A 20033-nucleotide genomic window follows, 5' to 3' on the forward strand; every position below is an offset into this window, starting at 1 on the left:
TGTGCTTCAGCGTGCGGTGAGCGCACGGTCGCGCGGGCGGATCAGGAACAGGGGCAGGACGATCGCGACGTAGGCGACCCAGGCGACGGCCTGGAGGACGGTCGTCCGCTGGGAGTAGTTGAAGATCCCCTTGAGCAGTGCCCCGTACCAGGACGCCTCGGGAACGGTCTCGCTCAGGTCGAACGCCAGGGTGTCGAGGCCGGGCAGGATCGCGGCCTCCTGGAGGTCGTGCAGCCCGTAGGCCAGGACGCCCGCGGCGACGAACACCAGCAGCGCCCCGGTCCAGGTGAAGAACTTGCCGAGGTCGAACCGGATCGCGCCCGCGTAGAGCAGCCACGCCAGCGCGACGGCGATCGAGATCCCGACCAGGAACCCGATCAGCGGCTCGGCCGTCCCCACTCCCGCGCTCTGCACGCTGGAGTAGAAGAAGACGGCGGTTTCCAGGCCTTCGCGGCCGACCGAGACGAACGCGACCACGGCGACGGCCCACGGTCCGATGTCGAGCGCCTTCTGCATCTTCCCGCGCAGCTCGGCGGCGATGGTCCGCGCCGCCTTGCGCATCCAGAAGATCATGCCGGTGACGAACACGACCGCGAGGAGCGACATCCCGCCGCCGAACGCCTCCTGCTGCTGGAAGGTCATCGTGGAGGTGGTGAACGTGATCAGCGCGCCGAACCCCACCGACAGCAGCACGGCCACGCCGACCCCGAGCCAGACGAACGGGAGCGAGGAGCGCCGGTCCGTCTTCACGAGGAACGCGACCAGGACGCTGACGACCAGCGCCGCTTCCAGGCCTTCGCGCAACCCGATCAACCCGTTGTTGACCAGCACGTTCCCACCTCCCGACCGCCGTTCGAAGTAAACTTAGGCTGTCCGAATGTAGGTAAGCCTGACCTCTACGTCTAGGTAGAAGCAGGCAAGTTGCATCACAATCCACGATCCGAAACCGGGCAAAACGGTCAGAAGCGTCGAGGTTGCCCCGATTCGACACTTGTCACATCCGGGTTTCGGCTCTCCCAGGCACGTAGCCTGGGGCGTGTGGTTGTGACTCCGCCGTCCAAGCTCGACACCGAGCCGCGCCCGCGCGGCCGTGTCGGCGACCTCCTCGGACGGCTGGCGCTCGCCCTGCTCCTGATCGTTTTCGTCGCCGCGGGCGCCTGGGGCCTGGCCGCCCTCGACCGCAAACCCGTCGTCCAACCCCAAGCCGAGTTCCCCGTCCCGTTCCAGTCGATCGAGCCCGGCAGCGACGTGCCGGACGCCGCGGGCCAGGTGCCCCAGGCAGGCCCCGCCGGCCCGGACGCCTCGGGACCCGACCCGATGGACGAGTGGACCCGGAAGGTCTCCGAGAAGACCGACATCCCCCGCCGCGCGTTGCGCGCGTACGCGTTGGCCGACCTGGTCATGCGCGCGCAGGCGCCCTCGTGCCGGATCTCCTGGTCGACCCTCGCGGGCGTCGGGCGGATCGAGTCGCACCACGGCTTCATCAACGGCGCCAAACTCGGCGAGGACGGCATGCCGTCCATCCCGATCGTCGGCATCCCCCTGGACGGCCGACCGGGTGTCAAGGCCATCGGCGACACCGACGGCGGCAGGCTCGACGGCGACCCCACGTGGGACCGGGCCGTCGGGCCGATGCAGTTCATCCCCACCACGTGGGTGAAGTACGCGTTGCGCGCCAACGGCGACGGCCGGGCACCGGACCCGCAGAACATCGACGACGCGGCCCTGGCGACGGCCCGGTACCTGTGTTCGGGGTCGAGGGACATGGGCAGCAGCGAGGGGTGGTGGGCGGCGGTGTACGAGTACAACAACTCGGTGGAGTACGGGCAGAACGTGTTCAGCGGGGCCGACGCCTACGCGCGGGCGAGCGTGACGATCTAGCGGTGTGCCGCTTTGGCCATCTGGTCGCCGACTTGATCCGCATCTCGGTGGCGCACCGCCCTGACGGGTGATCCTTTGGCCGGGTGCGACCGCTGCGAGCGAAGCCGCGCCACGATCCCGGAAGGGGTTGGCGGTAGGGGGCGGGTGTGGCGAGCATCGGCGATGTGGTGGCCGCGCTGCGCCAAGTGGCCGATGACCTTCCGTTCCCGGCGCTGGCTGAAGCGCTCGACCTGGCCGAGGACGCGCAGGCGCTCGTCCGGCAAGTCGCCACCGGCAGCGGGTGCGACGAGTTCCCACAAGTGGTGGAGTCGTTCCAGAAGGCCGCCGAGGGCATCGGTGAACTCCAGCGACTTCTCACCGCCATCCAGCAGAGCGTGGACGGCGGCAGCCGGTCGACTTGAGGGACAGGGCATCACGCGAACCGGCGTGGCAGGAGCGACGCCGGTCGGTCCACGACGATCCGACATCGCCGAGTCGACCGGGCCGACCCCGATGCCCGAGCGCATGGGCGAGCTGCTCGAAGCCCTCCCCGCGCGCGACGACCCCGGTGGCAAGACCTCGGGGTACTGGGTCGACCGGACGGGCCGGGTGCGCGGACCTGTCCAGAGCGGCCGTGGTGAGTTGCGGGAGCGGGCGACGGAGGAGTTGCGCCGGCTTGGCCTGGCTCCCGCACGGGGAACCCTCACCGTCGCCGACCACGTGGAGGTGCAGGTGGCCGTGCAGGTGCGACAGGCAGACGGGGCCGACGCTACGTTGGCCGTGAACAACCGCCCGTGCGATTTCGGTCCTCTGTCCTGCGACCGCGTCGTGCCGAGGGTGCTCCGGCCTGGGCAGAGCCTGACGGTCTACTGGCCCGAGGGCGTGAAGACCTACACCGGAAGGGAGCGCTAGCCGTGGAGTACGTGCTCGACCTGGCTTATCAGCACGACCAGGAACCCAGGAACCTCCGCACGCGCGAAGAGGTCGAGGCGTTCGTCGACGAACTGGCCACGCTCGGCCCCGCCTACGCCGCAGCCACGGCCTACGCCGTCGAAGAAGGCAGTGAGCTGCTGCCCGACCACGAGCTGCTGATCGGTGTCAGCGGGCGGACCGGCCTTGGCGCTGTTCGGTACAGCGGCGCGGACGGCACCTGGTACCTCCGGGGCGAGCGGGTGAACCCCGGGGGCGTCTCGTTCGCCTACTTCGGTACGGCCCAGGAGTTCCCGTCGGACGCCGAGGTGCCGCTGGCGGTTGTCCGTGAAGCTCTGTGGGGCCTGCTGGTGAGTCGTGGCGGGAAGCCGGGCGGAATGGCCTGGAGCGAGACCGACTGACCTAGTCGGTGAGCCGCGCCAGGAACGACTGCCACTGGACCACCGGGAAAGCAAGCTCCGGTCCGGTGGTGTTCTTGGAATCCCGCACGGCCACACCGTCGGTGGGGAAGGCGACCTCAACGCAGCTGGTCGCCCCTTGGTTGCTGTAGCTGCTCTTGCGCCAGGTCAGAGCCTTGGGCATCGCAATCCTCTCGACGGTCGTAAACGTCTGCCCACTGGGCGAACATCAACCGCGATTGTTCCGCATCCAGGGCGAGTTCTGCGAGCGCCTTCTGCTTGCGCCGGTACAACTCGATCGACTTGTCGTCCTCGGTGAAGACGGACGCGACATCCGTGTCGCTGTGCGCAACCGGCTTGATCGGCTTCGTGAAGGTCATCAGCGAGAATCCGACCGCCAGGTATCCGCTGCCCCGGCCTTTCCGCGGGATCACCCTCGGGCTCAGCCGCGCCCACTCGCACATGAACGCCAGCCGCATCATCTGGTCGTGCATGATCCGGTCGCTGCCGATCTTGTTGCCCAAAGCGGCCTCATGGATGTAGAAGACCGCCTCTGGTGAGTGCGGGCCGCCCAGCATCTCCTGGCGCTGCATCCGCGCGGCCACCAACTGGTCGTGCCTATCGGTTGGGTAGATGCCTTCGGGGTTGATGACGGTTCTCGCGTAGGCCTCGGTCTGGAGCAGTCCGTGGATGACGATCGGCTCGTAGGTGCACATGGTGAGTGCCGACCGCTCGTGGATGCTCAGGCACAGCAGGCTGTCCGGAAGACCTCCGTCGAAGGTCCGGATGAAGTGGCCGATGTCCGACTCGGCCGTGATCTGTTGGATGCGGGCCCTGGTCGCCTGGTCTGCGCCGAGTTTCCCCAGCAGCACCCCGTAGTCCCAGTCGCTGGTCTGCCGCCATCCCCGCTCCAGCTTGCTCAGCTTCCCCGGCGACCACCCCAACTCCTCCGCGACCGCCGTCGCCTTCAGGTTCGCGCGCTTCCGCGCCAGGTGCAGCTCGTGCCCCAGCTCCCTGGTCCGCGCGGTCGTCATCCGTGCCAGGTGCTCTTCGCCCAGGTCTCCCATGACGCTGGAAACTAGCGGCCGAAGCCCCCGAAAACACTGGTCAAAGCCGGTTTCCACCCCAAGGGATCACCACCGCCGGACATGTGGCCCAAGGTCAAAAAGGGCTAGTTCTCGCGTCGACGATCCCGGTCGACGGCGATGCGCGCCGCGACCTCGCCCATGGCCTCCTGGTACTCGGGCGACGGGTTCATCGCCACGGCCATGCGGAGCTGCGCCAGCGCCTCGGGCATCCGGCTCTGGCGTTGCAGCGTCTTGCCGAGGGCGAACCGGGCGTAGTGGTCGCTGGGGTCCATGTCCAGGACCTTGCGGAACGCCTCCTCGGCGCGCTGCAACTGCGCCGAGCCCAGGTAGGCCCGCCCGGCGAGCAGTTGCACGCTGGGTACGTCCGGCGCGGCGTCGAGCACCGTGCGCAGCTCCCGCAACGCCTCCAGTGGACGGCGTTCGGACAGCAGCGCCTCGGCTCGGCGGAACGCCTCGAAGGTGCTGTCGGTCATCGTTCGATCAACGCTACCCACAGATCGCGACTTCCACGACTGCCGTCCGGATGACAGGACACCGTGTCTTGTGGACTGTCAGTGATCCGCAGGGGGATCCAGCGAAGCGCGCAGCCTGGCCAGGAGCGGGGCGAGGGCGTCGGGTTTCTCGACGTGGGCGTTGTGCCCGAGTCCCGGCAGGACGACGGTGTCGGCGCCGGTGCCGACGGCCGTGGCGAACAGGTGTTCCGGCGGGCACATCGGGTCGCGGGCGCCTGCGGCGAGCACGACCCGCGCCCGGCAGGCGGCGATGAGGGCGGGCATGTCGGGGGCGCCGACCCGGTAGGCCCCGTGGTCGAGGGCGAGGCGCCAGCCGTCGTCGGACTCGACCAGGGCGTCGTCGACCAGCGGCGAGTCGGTCGCGACGAGCTGCCACAGGCCCGCGACCTTGAGCGCGCGTTCGGCGGCCTCGTCGCGGGTGGCGAACACCCTGACGGGCCGGTCGGCCAGTTCGGCGGCCTTGGCCAGCTCCTGCTCGGACCAGCGCGTCTTCACGCCCAGTCCGCACACGGCGCCGGCGGACGGGCCGAAGTTCCCGCTTCCCAGGGCCAGGGCGACGACGCCGCCGAGGGAGTGCCCGAGCACGACCACCGGGTGGTCGGTCGGCACGACGGGCGCCAGCGCGGTGGCCAGCGAGTCGTAGGTGTACTCCGGCAGCGGAGCCGAGCGGCCGTGCCCCGGCAGGTCCGGCACCACCCAGCGGCCCTGCCACGCGTCGGTCACGGCGCGCCACACGTCGCCGGTCGCGCCCAGGCCGTGCAGCAGCACCAGCGCCGGGCCGTCGGGCCCACCTCTCCGCACATGAACCGTCACCCCCCGATCCTGCCTCCCGTGCCTGGCGGGCGGCGCGGGGGTACTCCATTCGGCCGTGCGGCCGTGTCTAGCCACGTGCCTCCGACAGGCCACGGAACCGCACAAGTAGGCTCGGACCCGAGACGACATGCAGCTGAATAGGGGAGCGCAAGTGGCGGTCATCGAGCAGGTCGGCGCACGGGAGATCCTGGATTCCCGAGGCAACCCCACCGTCGAGGTGGAGGTGGCGCTGGACGACGGGACGTTGGAGCGCGCCGCGGTTCCCTCCGGGGCGTCGACCGGTGAGCACGAGGCGGTCGAGCTGCGCGACGGCGACTCCAAGCGGTACAACGGCAAGGGTGTCCTGCGCGCGGTCACGGCGGTCCTGGACGAGATCGGTCCCGAGCTGGTCGGCATCGAGGCCGTCGAGCAGCGGGTGGTCGACCAGAAGCTCGTCGACCTGGACGGCACGCCGGACAAGTCCCGGCTCGGCGCGAACGCCATCCTCGGCGTCTCGCTCGCCGTGGCGAAGGCGGCGGCGACGTCCAGCGGCCTCGAGCTGTTCCGCTACATCGGCGGCCCGAACGCGCACGTGCTGCCGGTCCCGATGCTGAACATCCTCAACGGCGGCTCGCACGCCGACACGGACGTCGACATCCAGGAGTTCATGATCGCGCCGATCGGCGCCGAGTCGTTCCGCGAGGCCCTGCGCTGGGGCGTCGAGGTCTACCACTCGCTGAAGTCCGTGCTCAAGGGCAAGGGCCTGGCGACCGGTCTGGGCGACGAGGGCGGCTTCGCGCCGAGCCTGTCGAGCAACCGCGACGCGCTGGACCTGATCCTGGTCGCGATCGAGAAGGCGGGCTTCACGCCGGGCCGCGACATCGCGCTCGCGCTGGACGTGGCGGCGACCGAGTTCTACGCCGACGGCGCGTACAAGTTCGAGAAGTCCAAGCGCAGCGCGGAGCAGATGACCGGCTACTACACCGAGCTGGTCGACTCCTACCCGATGGTCTCCATCGAGGACCCGCTGTCCGAGGACGACTGGGACGGCTGGGTGCAGATGACCGCCGAGCTTGGCGAGCGCGTCCAGATCGTCGGCGACGACCTGTTCGTCACCAACCCGGAGCGGCTCGAGGAGGGCATCTCCCGCCGCGCGGCCAACGCGCTGCTGGTGAAGGTCAACCAGATCGGCACGCTGTCGGAGACGCTGGACGCGGTCGAGCTGGCCAAGTCCTACGGCTACAAGTCGATGATGAGCCACCGCTCGGGCGAGACCGAGGACACCACCATCGCCGACCTCGCGGTCGCGACCGGTGTCGGCCAGATCAAGACCGGCGCCCCCGCCCGCGGCGAGCGCACCGCGAAGTACAACCAGCTCCTCCGCATCGAGGAGACCCTGGGCGACGCCGCTCGCTACGCGGGCGACCTGGCCTTCCCGCGGTACACGCCGGAAGCCTGAGCCCGATGCCCGAAGCCGATCGGGACCGGCGCCGCAGGCGGACACCCAGTCCGCCCGCGGCCCGGCCTGACCGCGCCCGACGTCCCGCGTCGCCGAGCCGCGCCCGCACCCGTGCGGGCGCCGGCACCGGCGGCGCGTTCGGCATGTCCGGCACCCGCCGGGCGGCGCTGCTCGCGATGGTGCTGTGCGCGCTCGCGCTGAGCATCGCCGTCCCGCTGCGGACGTACCTGGCGCAGCGCGACGAGCTGAGCCAGGTCACCGCGCAGCAGGGCCAGCTCGCGATCGAGGTCGCGAAGCTGGAGCAGCGGCAGGCCGAGCTCAACGACCCGGCGCAGGTCGAGGCCGAGGCCCGCAAGCGGCTGCACTACGTGCGGCCCGGCGAGACGCCCTACATCGTCCAGCTCCCCGGCGACGCGGAGCGCACACCCGAAGAGGAGAGGCCGGCCAAGGCGCCGGCCGAGGACACGTCTTGGTACGAGCAGTTGTGGCAGTCGGTGGCGAAGAAATGACCATCTCCCAGGAGGACCGCGACTTCGTCGCCTCGCAGCTCGGCCGGGCGCCGCGCGGGATGCGGACCATCGCGGCCCGCTGCCCCAGTGGGCACGCCTCCGTCGTGCAGACGAACCCGCGGCTGGAGGACGGCACGCCGTTCCCGACGCTGTACTACCTCACCTGCTCGCGGCTGAACTCGTTGGTGAGCACGCTGGAGGGCTCCGGCCTGATGCGCGAGATGACCGAGCGGCTGGCCGAGGAGCCCGAGCTGGCGGCGGCGTACCTGCGGGCGCACGAGGCGTACCTGGCCGAGCGCGACGCGATCGAGTCGCTCGGCACGAAGGTGACCGCGGGCGGGATGCCGGAGCGGGTCAAGTGCCTGCACGTCCACGTCGCCCACTCGCTGGCCGTGGGCCGCGGCGTGAACCCGTTCGGCGACGAGTCGCTGGACCGGCTCGCGGAGCTGTGGCCGAGCGGGGACTGCGCCGCTCCCGACAGCGCCGCCACGGACACCACCGCCCCGGACGGCACCGCCTCCGAGTAGTGCCGTCCCGAGCGGCACCGGGCACCGTCGTGCCGAGTGGCGCGGCCGCTCCTGCGAACGGCCGGATCGTTGGCCCGAACGGGTGTCCGCCGGACATCCCATCCCCGCCGACACCGTCAACCGTGAAAAACCGACCCCGCACCCCTTCCACCGCCGGTTCGTTGCACAAAGTTGTGCCACTTGGGTAACTGCTTTCCGTGACACCGCGATGTCAATGAGGCAGGCTGGATGTCGGGGCAGAGCGTGATGCGCCTCACCGGACCGGTTCCGGTGGATCGCGATGAGGGCTCAGGGAGTGAGTGTTCGTGGCAGTGCGGAAAAAACGGGGCCGCAAGCGCAAGGCGAGAAGGGTCGTCGTCGGATCGGCGACGCTGACGCCGCGCCAGTGGGGGATCGCGGCCACGGTCACCTGCGCGATGCTCACCCCGGCGCTGCTGTTCGGCAACGGCGGCTTCAACTGGGTCGACGTGGCGGGCCGCTCGGACATCTCCGCCGCGGCCCCCGGTCCCGGTGACGTGCTGAGCGCCATGCGCACGCGCGGTGGTTCCGACGACGAACTCGGCGCGGGCGGCAAGCTCCCCGAGGCCGACGAGCTGAACGCGCTGTTCCTGTCCGACCCGGACGACCTCGGGACCCTCACCGGCGGCCTGAACCCGTTCGACGACCTGCCCGAGGGGCAGCTGGGCATCCCCGGCGTGATGCTGGACGCGTACATGAAGGCCGAGGACCGGCTGGCCGAGACCAAGCCCGGCTGCCACATGGAGTGGTCGCTGCTGGCGAGCATCGGCCGGATCGAGTCCAACCACGCCCGCGGCGGCAAGGTCGACGCGAACGGCAACGCCACCCCGTCCATCCTCGGTCCGGTGCTCGACGGCCGGAACTTCGCCTCGATCCCCGACACCGACGGCGGCAGGTACGACGGCGACACGACGTGGGACCGCGCGGTCGGCCCGATGCAGTTCATCCCCGGCACGTGGGCGGCGTACGCGGCGGACGGCAACGGCGACGGCCAGAGCAACCCGAACAACATCTACGACGCCACGATCGGCGCGGGCAACTACCTGTGCGCCTCGGGCGGCGACATGGGCAACACGGCGCAGCGGGCGCAGGCGATCTTCCGCTACAACCAGTCGAACGAGTACGTGGCGACCGTGATGGCGTGGGCGATCCAGTACGCCCAGGGCGTCGACGCCCTGCCGGACATCACCGGTTCGGACGACGACTACACGCTGCCGGTCTACGACGACACGACGCCGGGCACTCCCGGATCGTCGGACCCGCCGTCGTCGTCGAACCCGTCGTCCTCATCGAGCCCCACCACGACGACGACGACCACCACCACCACCAAGGGTTCCACGACGACGACGACCACCACGACCACCACGACGACGACGACCACGACCACGACGAAGCCGTGCGTGACGCCGACGACGACCACCACGACGTCGGCCACCGGTTCGACCACGACCACGACGACCACCACCACGGCCACGACGACCCCGTCATCGTCGAGCAGCACGACGACCTCGACCACGCCTGCGTGCCAGACGACCGTGACCATCAAGAGCAGCACCGAGAGCACCACGGTGACGCCGACGACCTGACGGCCGCCGAAGTACCACGACGGAGGGGAATCCAGCGCCGCTGGGTTCCCCTCCGTCGTGTCCGGGCCCGCGCGGTCGCTACCGTGCCCGTCGGGGATCCGCGACGAGGAGGACTGACGATGGCACGGGTGGCCGCGATCGACTGCGGGACGAACTCGATCCGCCTGCTGGTCGCCGACGTGACCAACCGCGACGACGGCGGCGGCTGGCTGCGCGACGTCCACCGCGAGATGCGCGTCGTCCGGCTCGGCCAGGGAGTGGACGCCACCGGCGTGCTGGCGCCGGAGGCCATCGCCCGCACGCGGGCCGCGCTGGTCGACTACAGCGCGGTGCTGCGGCGCAAGGGGACCGAACGGGTCCGCATGGTCGCCACGTCCGCGACGCGCGACGCGGCCAACCGCGACGAGTTCTTCGCGATGACCCGCGAGGTGCTCGGCGTGCAGGCCGAGGTGATCACCGGTGACGAGGAGGCCCGCCTGTCGTTCACCGGCGCGGTGGCCGACCTCGATCCGGACGAGGGCCCGTTCCTGGTGTCCGACGTCGGCGGCGGCTCGACGGAACTGGTCCTGGGCGGCTGGGACGGCGTGCGCGGCGCGGTGGAGGCGGCGCGGTCGGTCGACATCGGCTGCGTGCGGCTGACCGAGCGCTGCCTGCGCTCCGACCCGCCCACGGCGGCCGAGGTCGAGGAGGCGGTACGGGTGGCGGGCGAGGTGCTCGGGGAGGCGTTCGACGCCGTGCCCGTGGCCAAGGCCCGCACGTGGATCGGCGTCGCGGGCACCGTGACGACGCTGGCCGCCATCGCGAAGGACCTCCGGGTGTACGACCCGGAGGAGATCCACCTGGCCAGGCTGCCGCTCGATCAGGTGCGGGAGATCACCGGGCGGCTGCTCGCGGCGACCCGCGACGAGCGCGCGGCCATGGGGGCGATGCACCCAGGCCGGGTCGACGTGATCATCGGCGGGGCGCTGGTGGTGCGCACGATCGCCGACCACCTCGCGGCGCACACCGACGTCACCGAGCTGGTGGCGAGCGAGCACGACATCCTCGACGGGATCGCCTTCGCGCTCGCCCGGTGACGAGTTCTCGCCACGTTCGCCCGCAGGACGGCGGAAGTCCCCGAGATGGAGCAGTGGGAAGCGCTATCCCGCAACTCTGGCAACTGGTATTAGTCGTGACGCGTTCGTGACGATCGATTTCGGCGGTCCGCAACAAGCCGCCATTACCGTCCCCCTCACGTTCTGGGAACCCACCCTCAGGGGGGTGCGGCGCTTCCGCCTACCTCGGGAGCGTCGATGAAGGCGGGAGGATCGATGTCAGGATCACGCTCGGTTCCATGGCTCGCGCTGCCGGTGGCGCTCGTCATGGCACTCACGGCCTGCGGTGGCGGCGGCGCGAAGGACAGCGCCGCGGGGGAGAACCCGGACGGCAAGGTGTCGATCTACGGCACCGAGCCGAAGGCGGCCCTGCTGCCCGGCAACACGACGGAGGCGGGCGGTTCCAAGGCCGTCGACGGCCTGTACTCGCGGCTGGTCGCCTTCAAGCCCGAGGACGGCAGCACGTCGAACCTGATGGCGGAGTCGATCACGTCGGCCGACGCCAAGGTCTACGACATCAAGATCAAGAGCGGCTGGAAGTTCCACGACGGCACCGAGGTGAAGGCGAAGAACTTCGTCGACGCCTGGAACTACGCGGCCTACTCGCCGAACGCCCAGCAGGCGGGCAGCTTCTTCGCCCAGATCCAGGGCTACGACGACGTGCACCCGGCCGACGAGGCCGCGAAGCCCGCCACGGACAAGATGTCCGGCCTGGAAGTGGTCGGCGACCACGAGTTCAAGGTGACGCTGAAGGGCGCGTTCTCGGTCTTCACCAGCCAGCTCGGCTACCACCCGTTCTCCCCGTTGCCCGACGTGTTCTTCACCGACCCCAAGGCGTTCGAGGCCAAGCCGATCGGCAACGGCCCGCTGAAGTTCGTGTCCCGCACGCCCAACGCGTCGATCGAGCTGGAGCGCTTCGACGACTACCAGGGCGAGGACAAGGTCCACTTCAAGACGCTGGACATCAAGATCTACTCCAGCCAGGAGACGGCCTACCAAGACTTGGTCGCGGGCAAGCTCGACTTCATGGAGGCGCTGCCGCCGTCGGCCAAGATCGGTGACAAGCACCTGACCGACCTCGGCGACCGCGTCCTCAACGCGAACCTGCTCGGCATCAGCACGATCGGCCTGCCGTACTACGTGCCCGAGTTCAACAACGTCGACCTGCGCAAGGCGATCTCGCTCGCGATCAACCGCGAGCAGATCACCAAGACCGTGCTGGCGAACTCCTACGCCCCGGTCGACGGCTGGGTGCCCGCGGGCATCGAGGGCTACGAGCCGGGCGTCTGCGGCGAGTTCTGCAAGTACGACCCGGCGAAGGCCAAGGAGTACTTCACGAAGTCCGGGTTCACCGGCAAGCTCACCCTCCAGTCCAACGCCGACGGCGGCCGCAAGGAGCCGCTGGAGGCGGCCTGCAACAGCATCAAGCAGGCGCTGGGCGTGGAGTGCGAGTTCGTGGGGGCGACCAACTTCGGCGCGTTCCGGCAGATCGTGGACGGCCACCAGCTCACCGGCATGGCCCGGTCCGACTGGAGCGCCGACTACCCGTCGATCGAGAACTTCCTGACCCCGCAGTACCGGACCGGCTCCTCGTCCAACGACACGGCGTACTCCAACCCGGCCTTCGACGCGCTGCTGACGAAGGCCGACTCCACCGCCGACAAGAACGCGGCGATCAAGGAGTACCAGGAGGCGCACAAGCTGATGGCGAAGGACATCCCGTCCATCCCGGTGTGGTCCGAGAAGGGCATCGGCGGTTACTCGAAGAACCTCGCCGCGGCCAAGCTGACGTTCTCCCGCGACGCCGACCTGGCGTCGTTCCGCGTCAAGGGCTGACACCGCACGGCGACGGCGGACGGCTCCGCGCGGCCCCTACCGGCCGCGCGGAGCCCCGTCGCTCCGCCATTCCCCTCCCACCACCGCAAAGGGAGCTCCACGCATGGGTCGCTACGTGCTGCGACGCCTCCTGCAGCTGATACCTGTGTTCCTCGGCACCACGTTCATCATCTACGCGCTCGTCTGGGCCATCCCGCAGGACCCGTTCGCGGGCAAGTGCGGGCAGCGGCCCTGCCCGGAGGGCTACATCGCGGAGATGAGCGACAAGTTCAACTTCGACGACCCGCTGGTGTTCCAGTACCTGAAGTACATGGGCAACGTGCTCACCGGCGACTTCGGCGACACGTTCTCCGGCATCTCGGTCGGCGAGCAGATCTCGACCGCGTACCCGACGACGGTGAAGCTCGCGGTCATCGCGCTGCTGATCGAGGCGATCATCGGCATCACCGCCGGTGTGCTGACGGGCCTGCGCAAGCAGGGTTTCCTGGACAACCTCGTGCTGATCTCGACGCTGTTCCTGATCTCGCTCCCGGTGTTCGTCACCGGTTTCGTGCTGCGCCTCTACCTCGGCCCGCAGGGCCTGGACCTGATGGACACCGGCGTGGACACCGCCGACCCGTCGATCGGCCAGCTGATCCTGCCCGGCTTCGTCCTCGGCAGCCTGTCGATGGCCTACGTGGCCCGACTGACCAGGGGCGGCATCGCCGAGAACCGCCGCGCCGACTACGTCCGCACGGCCATCGCCAAGGGCCAGCCCAACCGCCGCGTCGTCGGCGTGCACCTGCTGCGCAACTCGCTGATCCCGGTGATCACGTTCCTCGGCACCGACCTCGGCAGCCTGATGGGCGGCGCGATCGTCACCGAGGGCGTGTTCAACATCAACGGCATCGGCGGCCTGATCTTCCGCGGCATCCAGGAGAAGGAGGGCGTGATGGTCACCGGCATCGTCACGCTCCTGGTGCTGGTGTACCTGCTGATGAGCCTCATCGTCGACCTCCTCTACGCCGTACTCGACCCGAGGATCCGCTATGAGTGACCCAGGCGCCGCGTCCAGCGGCTCGGGACTGGAACAGGCCGCGGCGGCGGGCGTCGGCGACCTCAGCCACGTCGACGACTCCAGCCAGAAGCAGGGCAGGCCTCGCAGCCTGTGGAGCGACGCGTGGCGCGAGCTGCGCCGCAAGCCGACGTTCGTCATCTCGCTGGTCATCATCTTCGTCGTGGTGCTGATGGCCGCGTTCCCCTCGCTGTTCACCTCGGTCGACCCGAGGTACGGCAACCTGGACAACTACCTCAAGAAGCCGTCCGCCGACGCGTGGTTCGGCTACGACGTGCAGGGCTACGACGTGTACGCGCGGGCCATCCACGGCGCCAGGGGATCGCTGCTCGTCGGGCTGTTCTCGACGGTCCTGACGGTGCTGATCGGCTCGGTCGTCGGCATCTTCGCCGGGTACGCGAAGAGCTGGATCGACAGCCTGCTCTCGCGGTTCGGCGACATCTTCGCGGGCGTCCCGTTCGTGCTGGGCGCGATCGTCATCCTGACCACGTTCAACACGCCCACCGAGAACCCCAGCGCGGTGCGGATCATCACCCAGGTCGTGTTCTCCATCGCCGTGCTGTCCTGGCCGGTCGCGATGCGGATCATGCGGTCCGCGACGCTCGTGGCGAAGCAGCAGGACTACGTGAAGGCCGCCCGCGGCCTCGGCGCGAGCCCGTTGCGGATCGTCTTCCGCCACCTGCTGCCGAACACGGTCGCGCCGGTCATGGTCTACGCGACGATCGCGCTCGGCGCGTTCATCGGCGCCGAGGCCACGCTCGCGTTCCTCGGCATCGGCCTGCGCCCGCCGGTGGTGTCGTGGGGCGTGATGATCAGCGAGTCCCGCGACTACTTCCAGGCCGCGCCGCACATGCTGCTGTTCCCGGCCGCGTTCGTGACGATCACCGTGCTGGCCTTCGTCATGCTGGGCGACGCCGTGCGCGACGCCCTCGACCCCAAGTCGCGATAGGAGCCCCGACCGTGACCGCACTGCTGGAGGTCGAGGACCTCCACGTGGAGTTCCGCACCCGCGACGGCGTCGCCAAGGTGCTCAACGGGGTCGGCTACCACGTCGACGCCGGGGAAACCGTCGCCGTGCTGGGCGAGTCCGGCTCGGGCAAGAGCGTGACCGCCCAGACGATCATGGGCATCCTGGACACCCCGCCCGCGTTCGTCACCAGGGGCGCGATCCGCTTCCACGGCGAGGACCTGCTGACCGCGTCCGAGGAACGCCGCCGCGAGGTGCGCGGCGACGGCATCGCGATGATCTTCCAGGACGCCCTGTCCGCGCTGAACCCCGTGTTCACCGTGGGGTTCCAGATCGAGGAGCAGCTTCGGGTCCGGCGCGGCATGAGCCGCAAGGACGCCCGCGTCCGCGCCGTCGAGCTGCTGGACCTGGTGAAGATCCCCAACGCCGCCAACCGGGTGCGCGAGTACCCGCACCAGTTCTCCGGCGGCATGAGGCAGCGCGCCATGATCGCGATGTCGCTCGCCCTCGACCCCGAGATGCTGATCGCCGACGAGCCCACCACCGCGCTGGACGTCACCGTGCAGGCCCAGATCATGGACCTGCTGCGGGAGATCCAGGAGGAACGCGACATGGGGCTCATCCTGATCACCCACGACCTCGGTGTCGTCGCGGACGTGGCCGACCGCATCGCCGTCATGTACGCGGGCCGGATCGTCGAGCACGCCGACGTGTTCGAACTCTTCCGCGCCCCCGGCCACCCCTACACCGAGTCGCTGCTGGAGTCGTTGCCGCGCCTGGACCTCAAGGGCCAGGAGCTCAAGACCATCAAGGGCCTGCCGCCGAGCCTCACCGACATCCCGTCCGGCTGCCCCTTCCACCCCCGTTGCCCGCGGGCGGTGGACCGGTGCTCCGCCGAGGTCCCCGCCGACCACCGGCTGGGTCTCGACCGCACCAGCGCGTGCCACTTCGCCGAGGAGGTCGTCAGCCGTGGCTGAGCCGATCCTCGAGGTCGTCGACCTCGTCAAGCACTTCCCGGTCCGCGTCGGCGTGCTGTTCAAGCGCACCGTCGGCCAGGTCAAGGCCGTCGACGGCGTGTCGTTCTCGTTGGCCAAGGGCGAAACCCTCGGCGTCGTCGGCGAGTCCGGCTGCGGCAAGTCCACCCTGGCGCAGGTCCTCATGCGACTGGAACCGCCCACCGCGGGCACCGCCAGGTTCGAGGGCCGGGACATCTTCGCCATGCGCGGCGCCGAGTTGCGGCGGTTGCGGCGCGACATCCAGATCGTCCTCCAGGACCCGTACACGTCCCTGAACCCGAGGATGACCGTCGGCGACATCGTCGGCGAGCCGTTCGAGATCCACACCGACGTCGCCCCGAAGGGCTCGCGGCGCAAGAAGGTCCAGGAGTTGCTGGACACGGTCGGGTTGAACCCCGAGCACATCAACCGCTACCCGCACCAGTTCTCGGGTGGACAGCGCCAGCGCATCGGCATCGCCCGAGCGCTCGCCCTGCGCCCCAAGGTGATCGTCTGCGACGAACCCGTGTCCGCCCTGGACGTCTCCATCCAGGCCCAGGTCATGAACCTGCTCGGCGAACTCCAGTCCGACCTCGGCCTGTCCTACGTCTTCATCGCCCACGACCTGTCCGTGGTCAGGCACCTGTCCGACCGCGTCGCCGTCATGTACCTCGGCAAGATCGTGGAACTGGGCACCGAGGACCAGATCTACGAACGCCCCACCCACCCCTACACCCAGGCCCTCCTCTCCGCCGTCCCCGTCCCGGACCCGACGCAACGCGGTCGCCGCGACGTCATCCGCCTCACCGGCGACGTCCCGTCCCCCGTCAACCCGCCGTCGGGCTGCCACTTCCGCACCCGGTGCTGGAAGGCGCAGGACATCTGCGCGACGGAGGAGCCCGAGCTGGTGGTCCGGGTGGGCGAGCATCCAAGCGCGTGCCACTTCGCGGAGGAGCGGACGGTGGTGTGAGGGGTGGGGGCGCGCTTGGGCCTCCCCTTCAGCAGGAGGCCTAGGCGCCACCGGCGAGGAAGTACGCGAACACCAGCACGGCCACCGTGAGCGCCGTGCCGCTCAACGCCATCGCACCCTGCTGCCCGGCCTTCCGCCCGGACACGACCCCGGCCAGCCCGAACAACGCGCCGACGCCCAGGGCTGTCGTGTTGAAGGTCATGAGGCCGATCGCGACAAGAGCGACCGCCACCCCGCCCTGGACGAGGGCGATCGTGCCGGTGTGCTGCCCGGCCCGCTGCTCCGCCATCAGCCGGTCACCCCGGCCTCGCCTGGGCGGTGGACATCAGGTCTGCTCACGGTTCCTCCTGGTGCTGGTCGTCGCAGGAGGTGTCGCGTCGCCGGGTGCCGCGTTACGGCTTCGGCAGGTGTTCCAACCCGATGTGTGAACGGCCCTGGCGTCCGCTGGGGATCGCCGGGGCCGTTCGCTGCACGTGGGGTGGGCGTCAGCGGTTCGAAGCGGACTTCACGAAGTCGGCCAGGTCCTTCGACTGCTGCACCCGCGAAGGCTCGTGGACGTACATCATGTGCCCCGCCGGGTAGTACGCCGATTCGATGTTGGCGCGCAGCTCCTCCGGGATGGCGAGGTGGGCGAGCACGTGTTCGGCGGCGTAGTAGGCGGTCGCGCCGTCGTGGTAGCCGAAGGCGACGTGCACCTTCAGGTGCGGGTTGGCGCGCATGGCGGACGCGAGCTTCCGCGTGACGGTGACGTGCCTGCCCTCGAACTCCTTGTAGGACCACGGGTTCACGGAGCGGGCGATGATCTCGTACGGCAGGTCGTTGGCGTACTCCAGCTCGGCGCGCACGTAGTGGTTGAGCGCGGCCGTGTACGGGCCGAGGATGGCGGCGTAGGAGGCGTCCTCGGACATGTGCTCCTGGCCGTAGTCGGCGTCCCAGCCGGAGAAGCGGCCGTCGAGCCTGCCGACGATCCTGCGCTGGGAGCGCAGCAGTTCGGTGAAGAACCGGATGTGCTCGACGCGCAGGTCGACGCGGTCGACGAAGTCCTCGGACAGGCCGGTCAGGGCGGCGAGCCTGGTCGCGGTGGCCGCGCGCTCGTCGGGGGTGAGGCGGTGGCCGCGGGCGAGGGCCCACGGGTAGTCGCGCGAGGCGAACTCCTCGGCTTCGGCGAGCACGTCGGCGAGCGGGCGGTCGCCGTGCAGGCCGTGGTGGTGGGCGATGGCCGCGTAGGTCGGGAGGAACAGCGCGTACGCGACGTCGTTGTTCTCGTTGAAGTCGAGCGTGGTGAAGTCCAGCACCGACGAGATGAGCATGAGGCCGTTGAGGTACATGCCGTACCGGGACTGGAGGTGCTCGGCCAGGCCCGCCGCGCGGAGCGTGCCGTAGGACTCGCCCGCGAGGAACTTCGGCGACATCCACCGGCCGTTGCGCGAGGTCCACAGCCGGATCACCTCGCCGACGGAGTCGATGTCGCCCTGGTAGCCGTGGTGCTGGCTCGGGTTCTCGCCCTTGACCGCGCGGGAGTAGCCGGTGGACACCGGGTCGATGAACACCAGGTCGCTGTGCGCCAGCAGGGTCTCGGCGTTGTCGACCAGCTCGTAGGGCGGCGGCGCCATCTCGCCGACGTCGCCGGTCACCACGCGCCGGGGGCCGAGCAGGCCGAGGTGCAGCCACACGCTCGACGAGCCGGGGCCGCCGTTGAACGCGAACGTCACCGGCCGGGTCTTCGGGTCGGCGCCGTCCAGGGTGTAGGTGGTGACGAACACCTCGGCCTTGGGCTGGTGCCCGTCGAACTTGCCGTCGGTGGACACCTCCTGGCGCAGCACGACGCGGCCGGTCGTGGTGGTGTAGTTCAGCTTGCGGCGTTTGACGGTGATGCTGTGCTGGGCGCTGACGAGGTCGTCGGAAGGGGTGTCCTTCTCGTCCTTCGGCTCGTCGGTGCTCTCGCCGGTGTCCTTGTCGGTCATGGTCGAACCCTACGTTCGGGGAGGAGCGCGGTGCGCGAACTGGCGGAACTCGACGCGGAGGTCACGTCGTGCCGGGCGTGCCCGCGCCTGGTGGCGTGGCGCGAGGAGGTCGCGCGGGTGAAGCGCGCCTCGTTCCGCGACCAGCACTACTGGGGCCGCCCGGTCCCCGGCTTCGGCCCCGCCGACGCCCGCCTCGCCATCGTCGGCCTCGCCCCGGCGGCGCACGGCGCCAACCGGACCGGCCGCATGTTCACCGGCGACCGCTCCGGCGACTTCCTCTACGCCGCCATGCACGCCGTCGGCCTCGCCTCGCAGCCCACGGCGGAGCACATCGGCGACGGCCTGGAGCTGTACGGGACCCGCATCACCGCCCCGGTCAAGTGCGCGCCACCGGAGAACAAGCCCACCCCGGAGGAACGCGACACCTGCCGCCCGTGGCTGGTCCGCGAGCTGGACCTGCTCCGCCCGACCCTGCGCGCGGTCGTGGTCCTCGGCGGTTTCGGCTGGCAGGCGCTCCTGCCGGTGCTCGCGGCGTCGTGGAAGGTGCCGACCCCGCGGCCGAAGTTCGGGCACGGCGTGGAGGTGGTCCTGCCCGCCCTGGACGGCGGGACGCCGCTGCACGTGTTCGGGTGCTTCCACGTGAGCCAGCAGAACACCTTCACCGGGCGGTTGACGCAGGAGATGGCGCGGGACGTGCTGCGGAGGGCCGCGGCGGTGGGGTGACCTGACCGGGTGACGGGGCGTAACGAACGTCGGGGCGGCACGACATACGCCTCGACCGACGACCCCAGGAGGTAACCGACCGTGTTCCCCGCCGCCCGACCTGTCCGGGTTGCCGCCCTGCTCGCGGCCGCCGGGCTCGTGCTCGTCACCGCGGCGTGCGCCGTGGACGCCACCGCGGGCGGTGCCGCGCCCGTGCCCACGCCGAGCGCCGGGACGGCCGTGAGCACCGCGCAGACCACCGCGGCGGCGGTGGCCACGCAGAAGGCGGGGCTGACGCCGCAGGGGTTCCTGCCGAAGGTGATCGGGCAGCAGGCGGGCTGGGACTGCCCCGGTTCCACGATCGACTCGTGCGGCGTCAAGTTCCAGGTGACGGCGCTGGAGACCAACCCGCAGTGCGCCCAGTACGGCCGGGCGCCCGCGGAGGGGCGGAAGACCCTGCTGCTGCGCGTCTTGATGACCACCGGAACCCTGACCACGGACGGCGCGGGCGCCGCGCCTGCCATTTTCGCCCCGTTCTCGCTGAAGGGGATCGGCGCGGACGGGTTCGTGCACGACGCGCAGCCGGGGAACTGCACCGGCCAGGAGGGCGCGCTGTCCGCCACGATCCTGCCGAACTCGAAGTACGAGGGCACGGTGGAGATCGAGGTGCCCGAGTCGGTGACATCGGTCGCCTCCGCCCACCAGCCCGCGCGGGACGGCAGCCGCGGCTGGGTGTGGCCGGTCGGCTGACGCGGGAAGGTCCACAGCCGAA

Annotated in this window: 23 protein-coding genes; 16 read left to right on the top strand and 7 right to left on the bottom strand. The window is 70.1% G+C overall.

The genetic code is table 11. The features are described from left to right. Nucleotides 1–6: 6 nt before the first annotated feature. Nucleotides 7–831, bottom strand: a complete 825-nt coding sequence (efeU, locus tag RM788_RS29245; protein WP_315920989.1) for an iron uptake transporter permease EfeU — start codon at nt 829–831, stop codon at nt 7–9. 207 nt (nt 832–1038) lie between these two features. Between efeU and RM788_RS29250 the strand changes: the two genes are divergently transcribed. From RM788_RS29250 to RM788_RS29265, 4 genes are all read left to right on the top strand, one after another. Then, nucleotides 1039–1881 carry a lytic transglycosylase domain-containing protein gene (locus tag RM788_RS29250; RefSeq protein WP_315920991.1) on the top strand — a complete coding sequence of 281 codons (843 nt, stop codon included), beginning with the start codon at nt 1039–1041 and terminating at the stop codon, nt 1879–1881. A gap of 146 nt (nt 1882–2027) precedes the next feature. Further along, on the top strand, nt 2028–2282 hold the full coding sequence (locus RM788_RS29255; RefSeq protein ID WP_315920993.1) for a hypothetical protein: 255 nt from the start codon (nt 2028–2030) through the stop codon (nt 2280–2282). Between the two features lie 25 nt (nt 2283–2307). Next, on the top strand, nt 2308–2772 hold the full coding sequence (locus tag RM788_RS29260) for a DddA-like double-stranded DNA deaminase toxin (RefSeq protein WP_315920995.1): 465 nt from the start codon (nt 2308–2310) through the stop codon (nt 2770–2772). Between the two features lie 2 nt (nt 2773–2774). Further along, entirely contained in the window at nt 2775–3191 is a 417-nt protein-coding gene (locus RM788_RS29265; RefSeq protein ID WP_315920997.1) for an Imm1 family immunity protein, read from the top strand. A gap of 1 nt (nt 3192) precedes the next feature. Here the strand turns inward: RM788_RS29265 and RM788_RS29270 are convergent, their stop codons facing one another. The 4 genes from RM788_RS29270 to RM788_RS29285 all read right to left on the bottom strand — a co-directional run bounded on the left by RM788_RS29270 (nt 3193) and on the right by RM788_RS29285 (nt 5601). Next, nucleotides 3193–3372, bottom strand: coding sequence for a DUF397 domain-containing protein (locus tag RM788_RS29270; RefSeq protein WP_315920999.1), 180 nt, complete (start codon nt 3370–3372; stop codon nt 3193–3195). Next, nucleotides 3308–4255 carry a helix-turn-helix domain-containing protein gene (locus RM788_RS29275; RefSeq protein ID WP_315921001.1) on the bottom strand — a complete coding sequence of 316 codons (948 nt, stop codon included), beginning with the start codon at nt 4253–4255 and terminating at the stop codon, nt 3308–3310. Before RM788_RS29275 ends, RM788_RS29270 begins: the two co-directional genes overlap by 65 nt. Nucleotides 4256–4359: 104 nt before the next feature. Further along, nucleotides 4360–4749: a tetratricopeptide repeat protein gene (locus tag RM788_RS29280; protein WP_315921003.1), complete on the bottom strand. Its 390-nt coding sequence runs from the start codon at nt 4747–4749 to the stop codon at nt 4360–4362. A gap of 78 nt (nt 4750–4827) precedes the next feature. Then, the gene (locus RM788_RS29285) at nt 4828–5601 is read right to left on the bottom strand and encodes an alpha/beta fold hydrolase (RefSeq protein WP_315921005.1); all 774 of its coding nucleotides are present in this window, start codon (nt 5599–5601) and stop codon (nt 4828–4830) included. Between the two features lie 151 nt (nt 5602–5752). Between RM788_RS29285 and eno the strand changes: the two genes are divergently transcribed. The 10 genes from eno to RM788_RS29335 all read left to right on the top strand — a co-directional run bounded on the left by eno (nt 5753) and on the right by RM788_RS29335 (nt 16595). After that, nucleotides 5753–7039 (top strand): phosphopyruvate hydratase, encoded by a 1287-nt coding sequence (gene eno / locus RM788_RS29290; RefSeq protein ID WP_315921007.1) that lies wholly within the window; start codon nt 5753–5755, stop codon nt 7037–7039. Nucleotides 7040–7044: 5 nt separating this feature from the next. Then, nucleotides 7045–7548 carry an FtsB family cell division protein gene (locus tag RM788_RS29295; RefSeq protein ID WP_315921009.1) on the top strand — a complete coding sequence of 168 codons (504 nt, stop codon included), beginning with the start codon at nt 7045–7047 and terminating at the stop codon, nt 7546–7548. After that, a complete protein-coding gene (locus RM788_RS29300; protein ID WP_315921011.1) occupies nt 7545–8075 on the top strand; it encodes a DUF501 domain-containing protein in 531 nt (176 codons plus the stop codon). The genes RM788_RS29295 and RM788_RS29300 overlap by 4 nt, the downstream gene beginning before the upstream one ends. 305 nt (nt 8076–8380) lie before the next feature. Further along, entirely contained in the window at nt 8381–9679 is a 1299-nt protein-coding gene (locus tag RM788_RS29305) for a lytic transglycosylase domain-containing protein (protein ID WP_315921012.1), read from the top strand. A gap of 119 nt (nt 9680–9798) precedes the next feature. Next, nucleotides 9799–10755 (top strand): Ppx/GppA phosphatase family protein, encoded by a 957-nt coding sequence (locus RM788_RS29310; protein ID WP_315921014.1) that lies wholly within the window; start codon nt 9799–9801, stop codon nt 10753–10755. 234 nt (nt 10756–10989) lie between these two features. Next, the gene (locus RM788_RS29315) at nt 10990–12609 is read left to right on the top strand and encodes a peptide ABC transporter substrate-binding protein (RefSeq protein WP_315921016.1); all 1620 of its coding nucleotides are present in this window, start codon (nt 10990–10992) and stop codon (nt 12607–12609) included. 103 nt (nt 12610–12712) lie between these two features. Then, the gene (locus RM788_RS29320) at nt 12713–13645 is read left to right on the top strand and encodes an ABC transporter permease (RefSeq protein WP_315921018.1); all 933 of its coding nucleotides are present in this window, start codon (nt 12713–12715) and stop codon (nt 13643–13645) included. After that, nucleotides 13638–14612: an ABC transporter permease gene (locus RM788_RS29325; RefSeq protein ID WP_315921020.1), complete on the top strand. Its 975-nt coding sequence runs from the start codon at nt 13638–13640 to the stop codon at nt 14610–14612. The genes RM788_RS29320 and RM788_RS29325 overlap by 8 nt, the downstream gene beginning before the upstream one ends. A gap of 11 nt (nt 14613–14623) precedes the next feature. Next, the gene (locus RM788_RS29330; protein ID WP_315921022.1) at nt 14624–15607 is read left to right on the top strand and encodes an ABC transporter ATP-binding protein; all 984 of its coding nucleotides are present in this window, start codon (nt 14624–14626) and stop codon (nt 15605–15607) included. After that, nucleotides 15600–16595 carry an ABC transporter ATP-binding protein gene (locus RM788_RS29335; protein WP_315921024.1) on the top strand — a complete coding sequence of 332 codons (996 nt, stop codon included), beginning with the start codon at nt 15600–15602 and terminating at the stop codon, nt 16593–16595. The genes RM788_RS29330 and RM788_RS29335 overlap by 8 nt, the downstream gene beginning before the upstream one ends. 40 nt (nt 16596–16635) lie before the next feature. Here the strand turns inward: RM788_RS29335 and RM788_RS29340 are convergent, their stop codons facing one another. Continuing rightward, the gene (locus RM788_RS29340; protein WP_315921026.1) at nt 16636–16884 is read right to left on the bottom strand and encodes a hypothetical protein; all 249 of its coding nucleotides are present in this window, start codon (nt 16882–16884) and stop codon (nt 16636–16638) included. A 196-nt stretch (nt 16885–17080) separates the two neighbouring features. Further along, nucleotides 17081–18559, bottom strand: a complete 1479-nt coding sequence (locus tag RM788_RS29345; RefSeq protein ID WP_315921028.1) for a S10 family peptidase — start codon at nt 18557–18559, stop codon at nt 17081–17083. Nucleotides 18560–18589: 30 nt separating this feature from the next. On the opposite strand from RM788_RS29345, the gene RM788_RS29350 reads away from it, so the two are divergent. Continuing rightward, complete coding sequence (locus tag RM788_RS29350; RefSeq protein ID WP_315921030.1) at nt 18590–19282, top strand: uracil-DNA glycosylase; 693 nt, start codon at nt 18590–18592, stop codon at nt 19280–19282. A gap of 81 nt (nt 19283–19363) precedes the next feature. Next, entirely contained in the window at nt 19364–20011 is a 648-nt protein-coding gene (locus RM788_RS29355) for a hypothetical protein (RefSeq protein ID WP_315921032.1), read from the top strand. Nucleotides 20012–20033 lie beyond the last annotated feature (22 nt).

The sequence above is a fragment of the Umezawaea sp. Da 62-37 genome, assembly GCF_032460545.1.
Taxonomy (GTDB): Bacteria; Actinomycetota; Actinomycetes; order Mycobacteriales; family Pseudonocardiaceae; genus Umezawaea.

Bases quoted from the DNA above. Each gene is read 5' to 3' on its own strand.
- RM788_RS29340 (WP_315921026.1), bottom strand. From the start codon at position 16,884: ATGGCGGAGCAGCGGGCCGGGCAGCACACCGGCACGATCGCCCTCGTC.
- RM788_RS29345 (WP_315921028.1), bottom strand. From the start codon at position 18,559: ATGACCGACAAGGACACCGGCGAGAGCACCGACGAGCCGAAGGACGAG.
- RM788_RS29310 (WP_315921014.1), top strand. From the start codon at position 9,799: ATGGCACGGGTGGCCGCGATCGACTGCGGGACGAACTCGATCCGCCTG.
- RM788_RS29325 (WP_315921020.1), top strand. From the start codon at position 13,638: ATGAGTGACCCAGGCGCCGCGTCCAGCGGCTCGGGACTGGAACAGGCC.
- RM788_RS29320 (WP_315921018.1), top strand. From the start codon at position 12,713: ATGGGTCGCTACGTGCTGCGACGCCTCCTGCAGCTGATACCTGTGTTC.
- RM788_RS29270 (WP_315920999.1), bottom strand. From the start codon at position 3,372: ATGCCCAAGGCTCTGACCTGGCGCAAGAGCAGCTACAGCAACCAAGGG.
- RM788_RS29315 (WP_315921016.1), top strand. From the start codon at position 10,990: ATGTCAGGATCACGCTCGGTTCCATGGCTCGCGCTGCCGGTGGCGCTC.
- RM788_RS29275 (WP_315921001.1), bottom strand. From the start codon at position 4,255: ATGGGAGACCTGGGCGAAGAGCACCTGGCACGGATGACGACCGCGCGG.
- RM788_RS29295 (WP_315921009.1), top strand. From the start codon at position 7,045: ATGCCCGAAGCCGATCGGGACCGGCGCCGCAGGCGGACACCCAGTCCG.
- RM788_RS29300 (WP_315921011.1), top strand. From the start codon at position 7,545: ATGACCATCTCCCAGGAGGACCGCGACTTCGTCGCCTCGCAGCTCGGC.
- RM788_RS29280 (WP_315921003.1), bottom strand. From the start codon at position 4,749: ATGACCGACAGCACCTTCGAGGCGTTCCGCCGAGCCGAGGCGCTGCTG.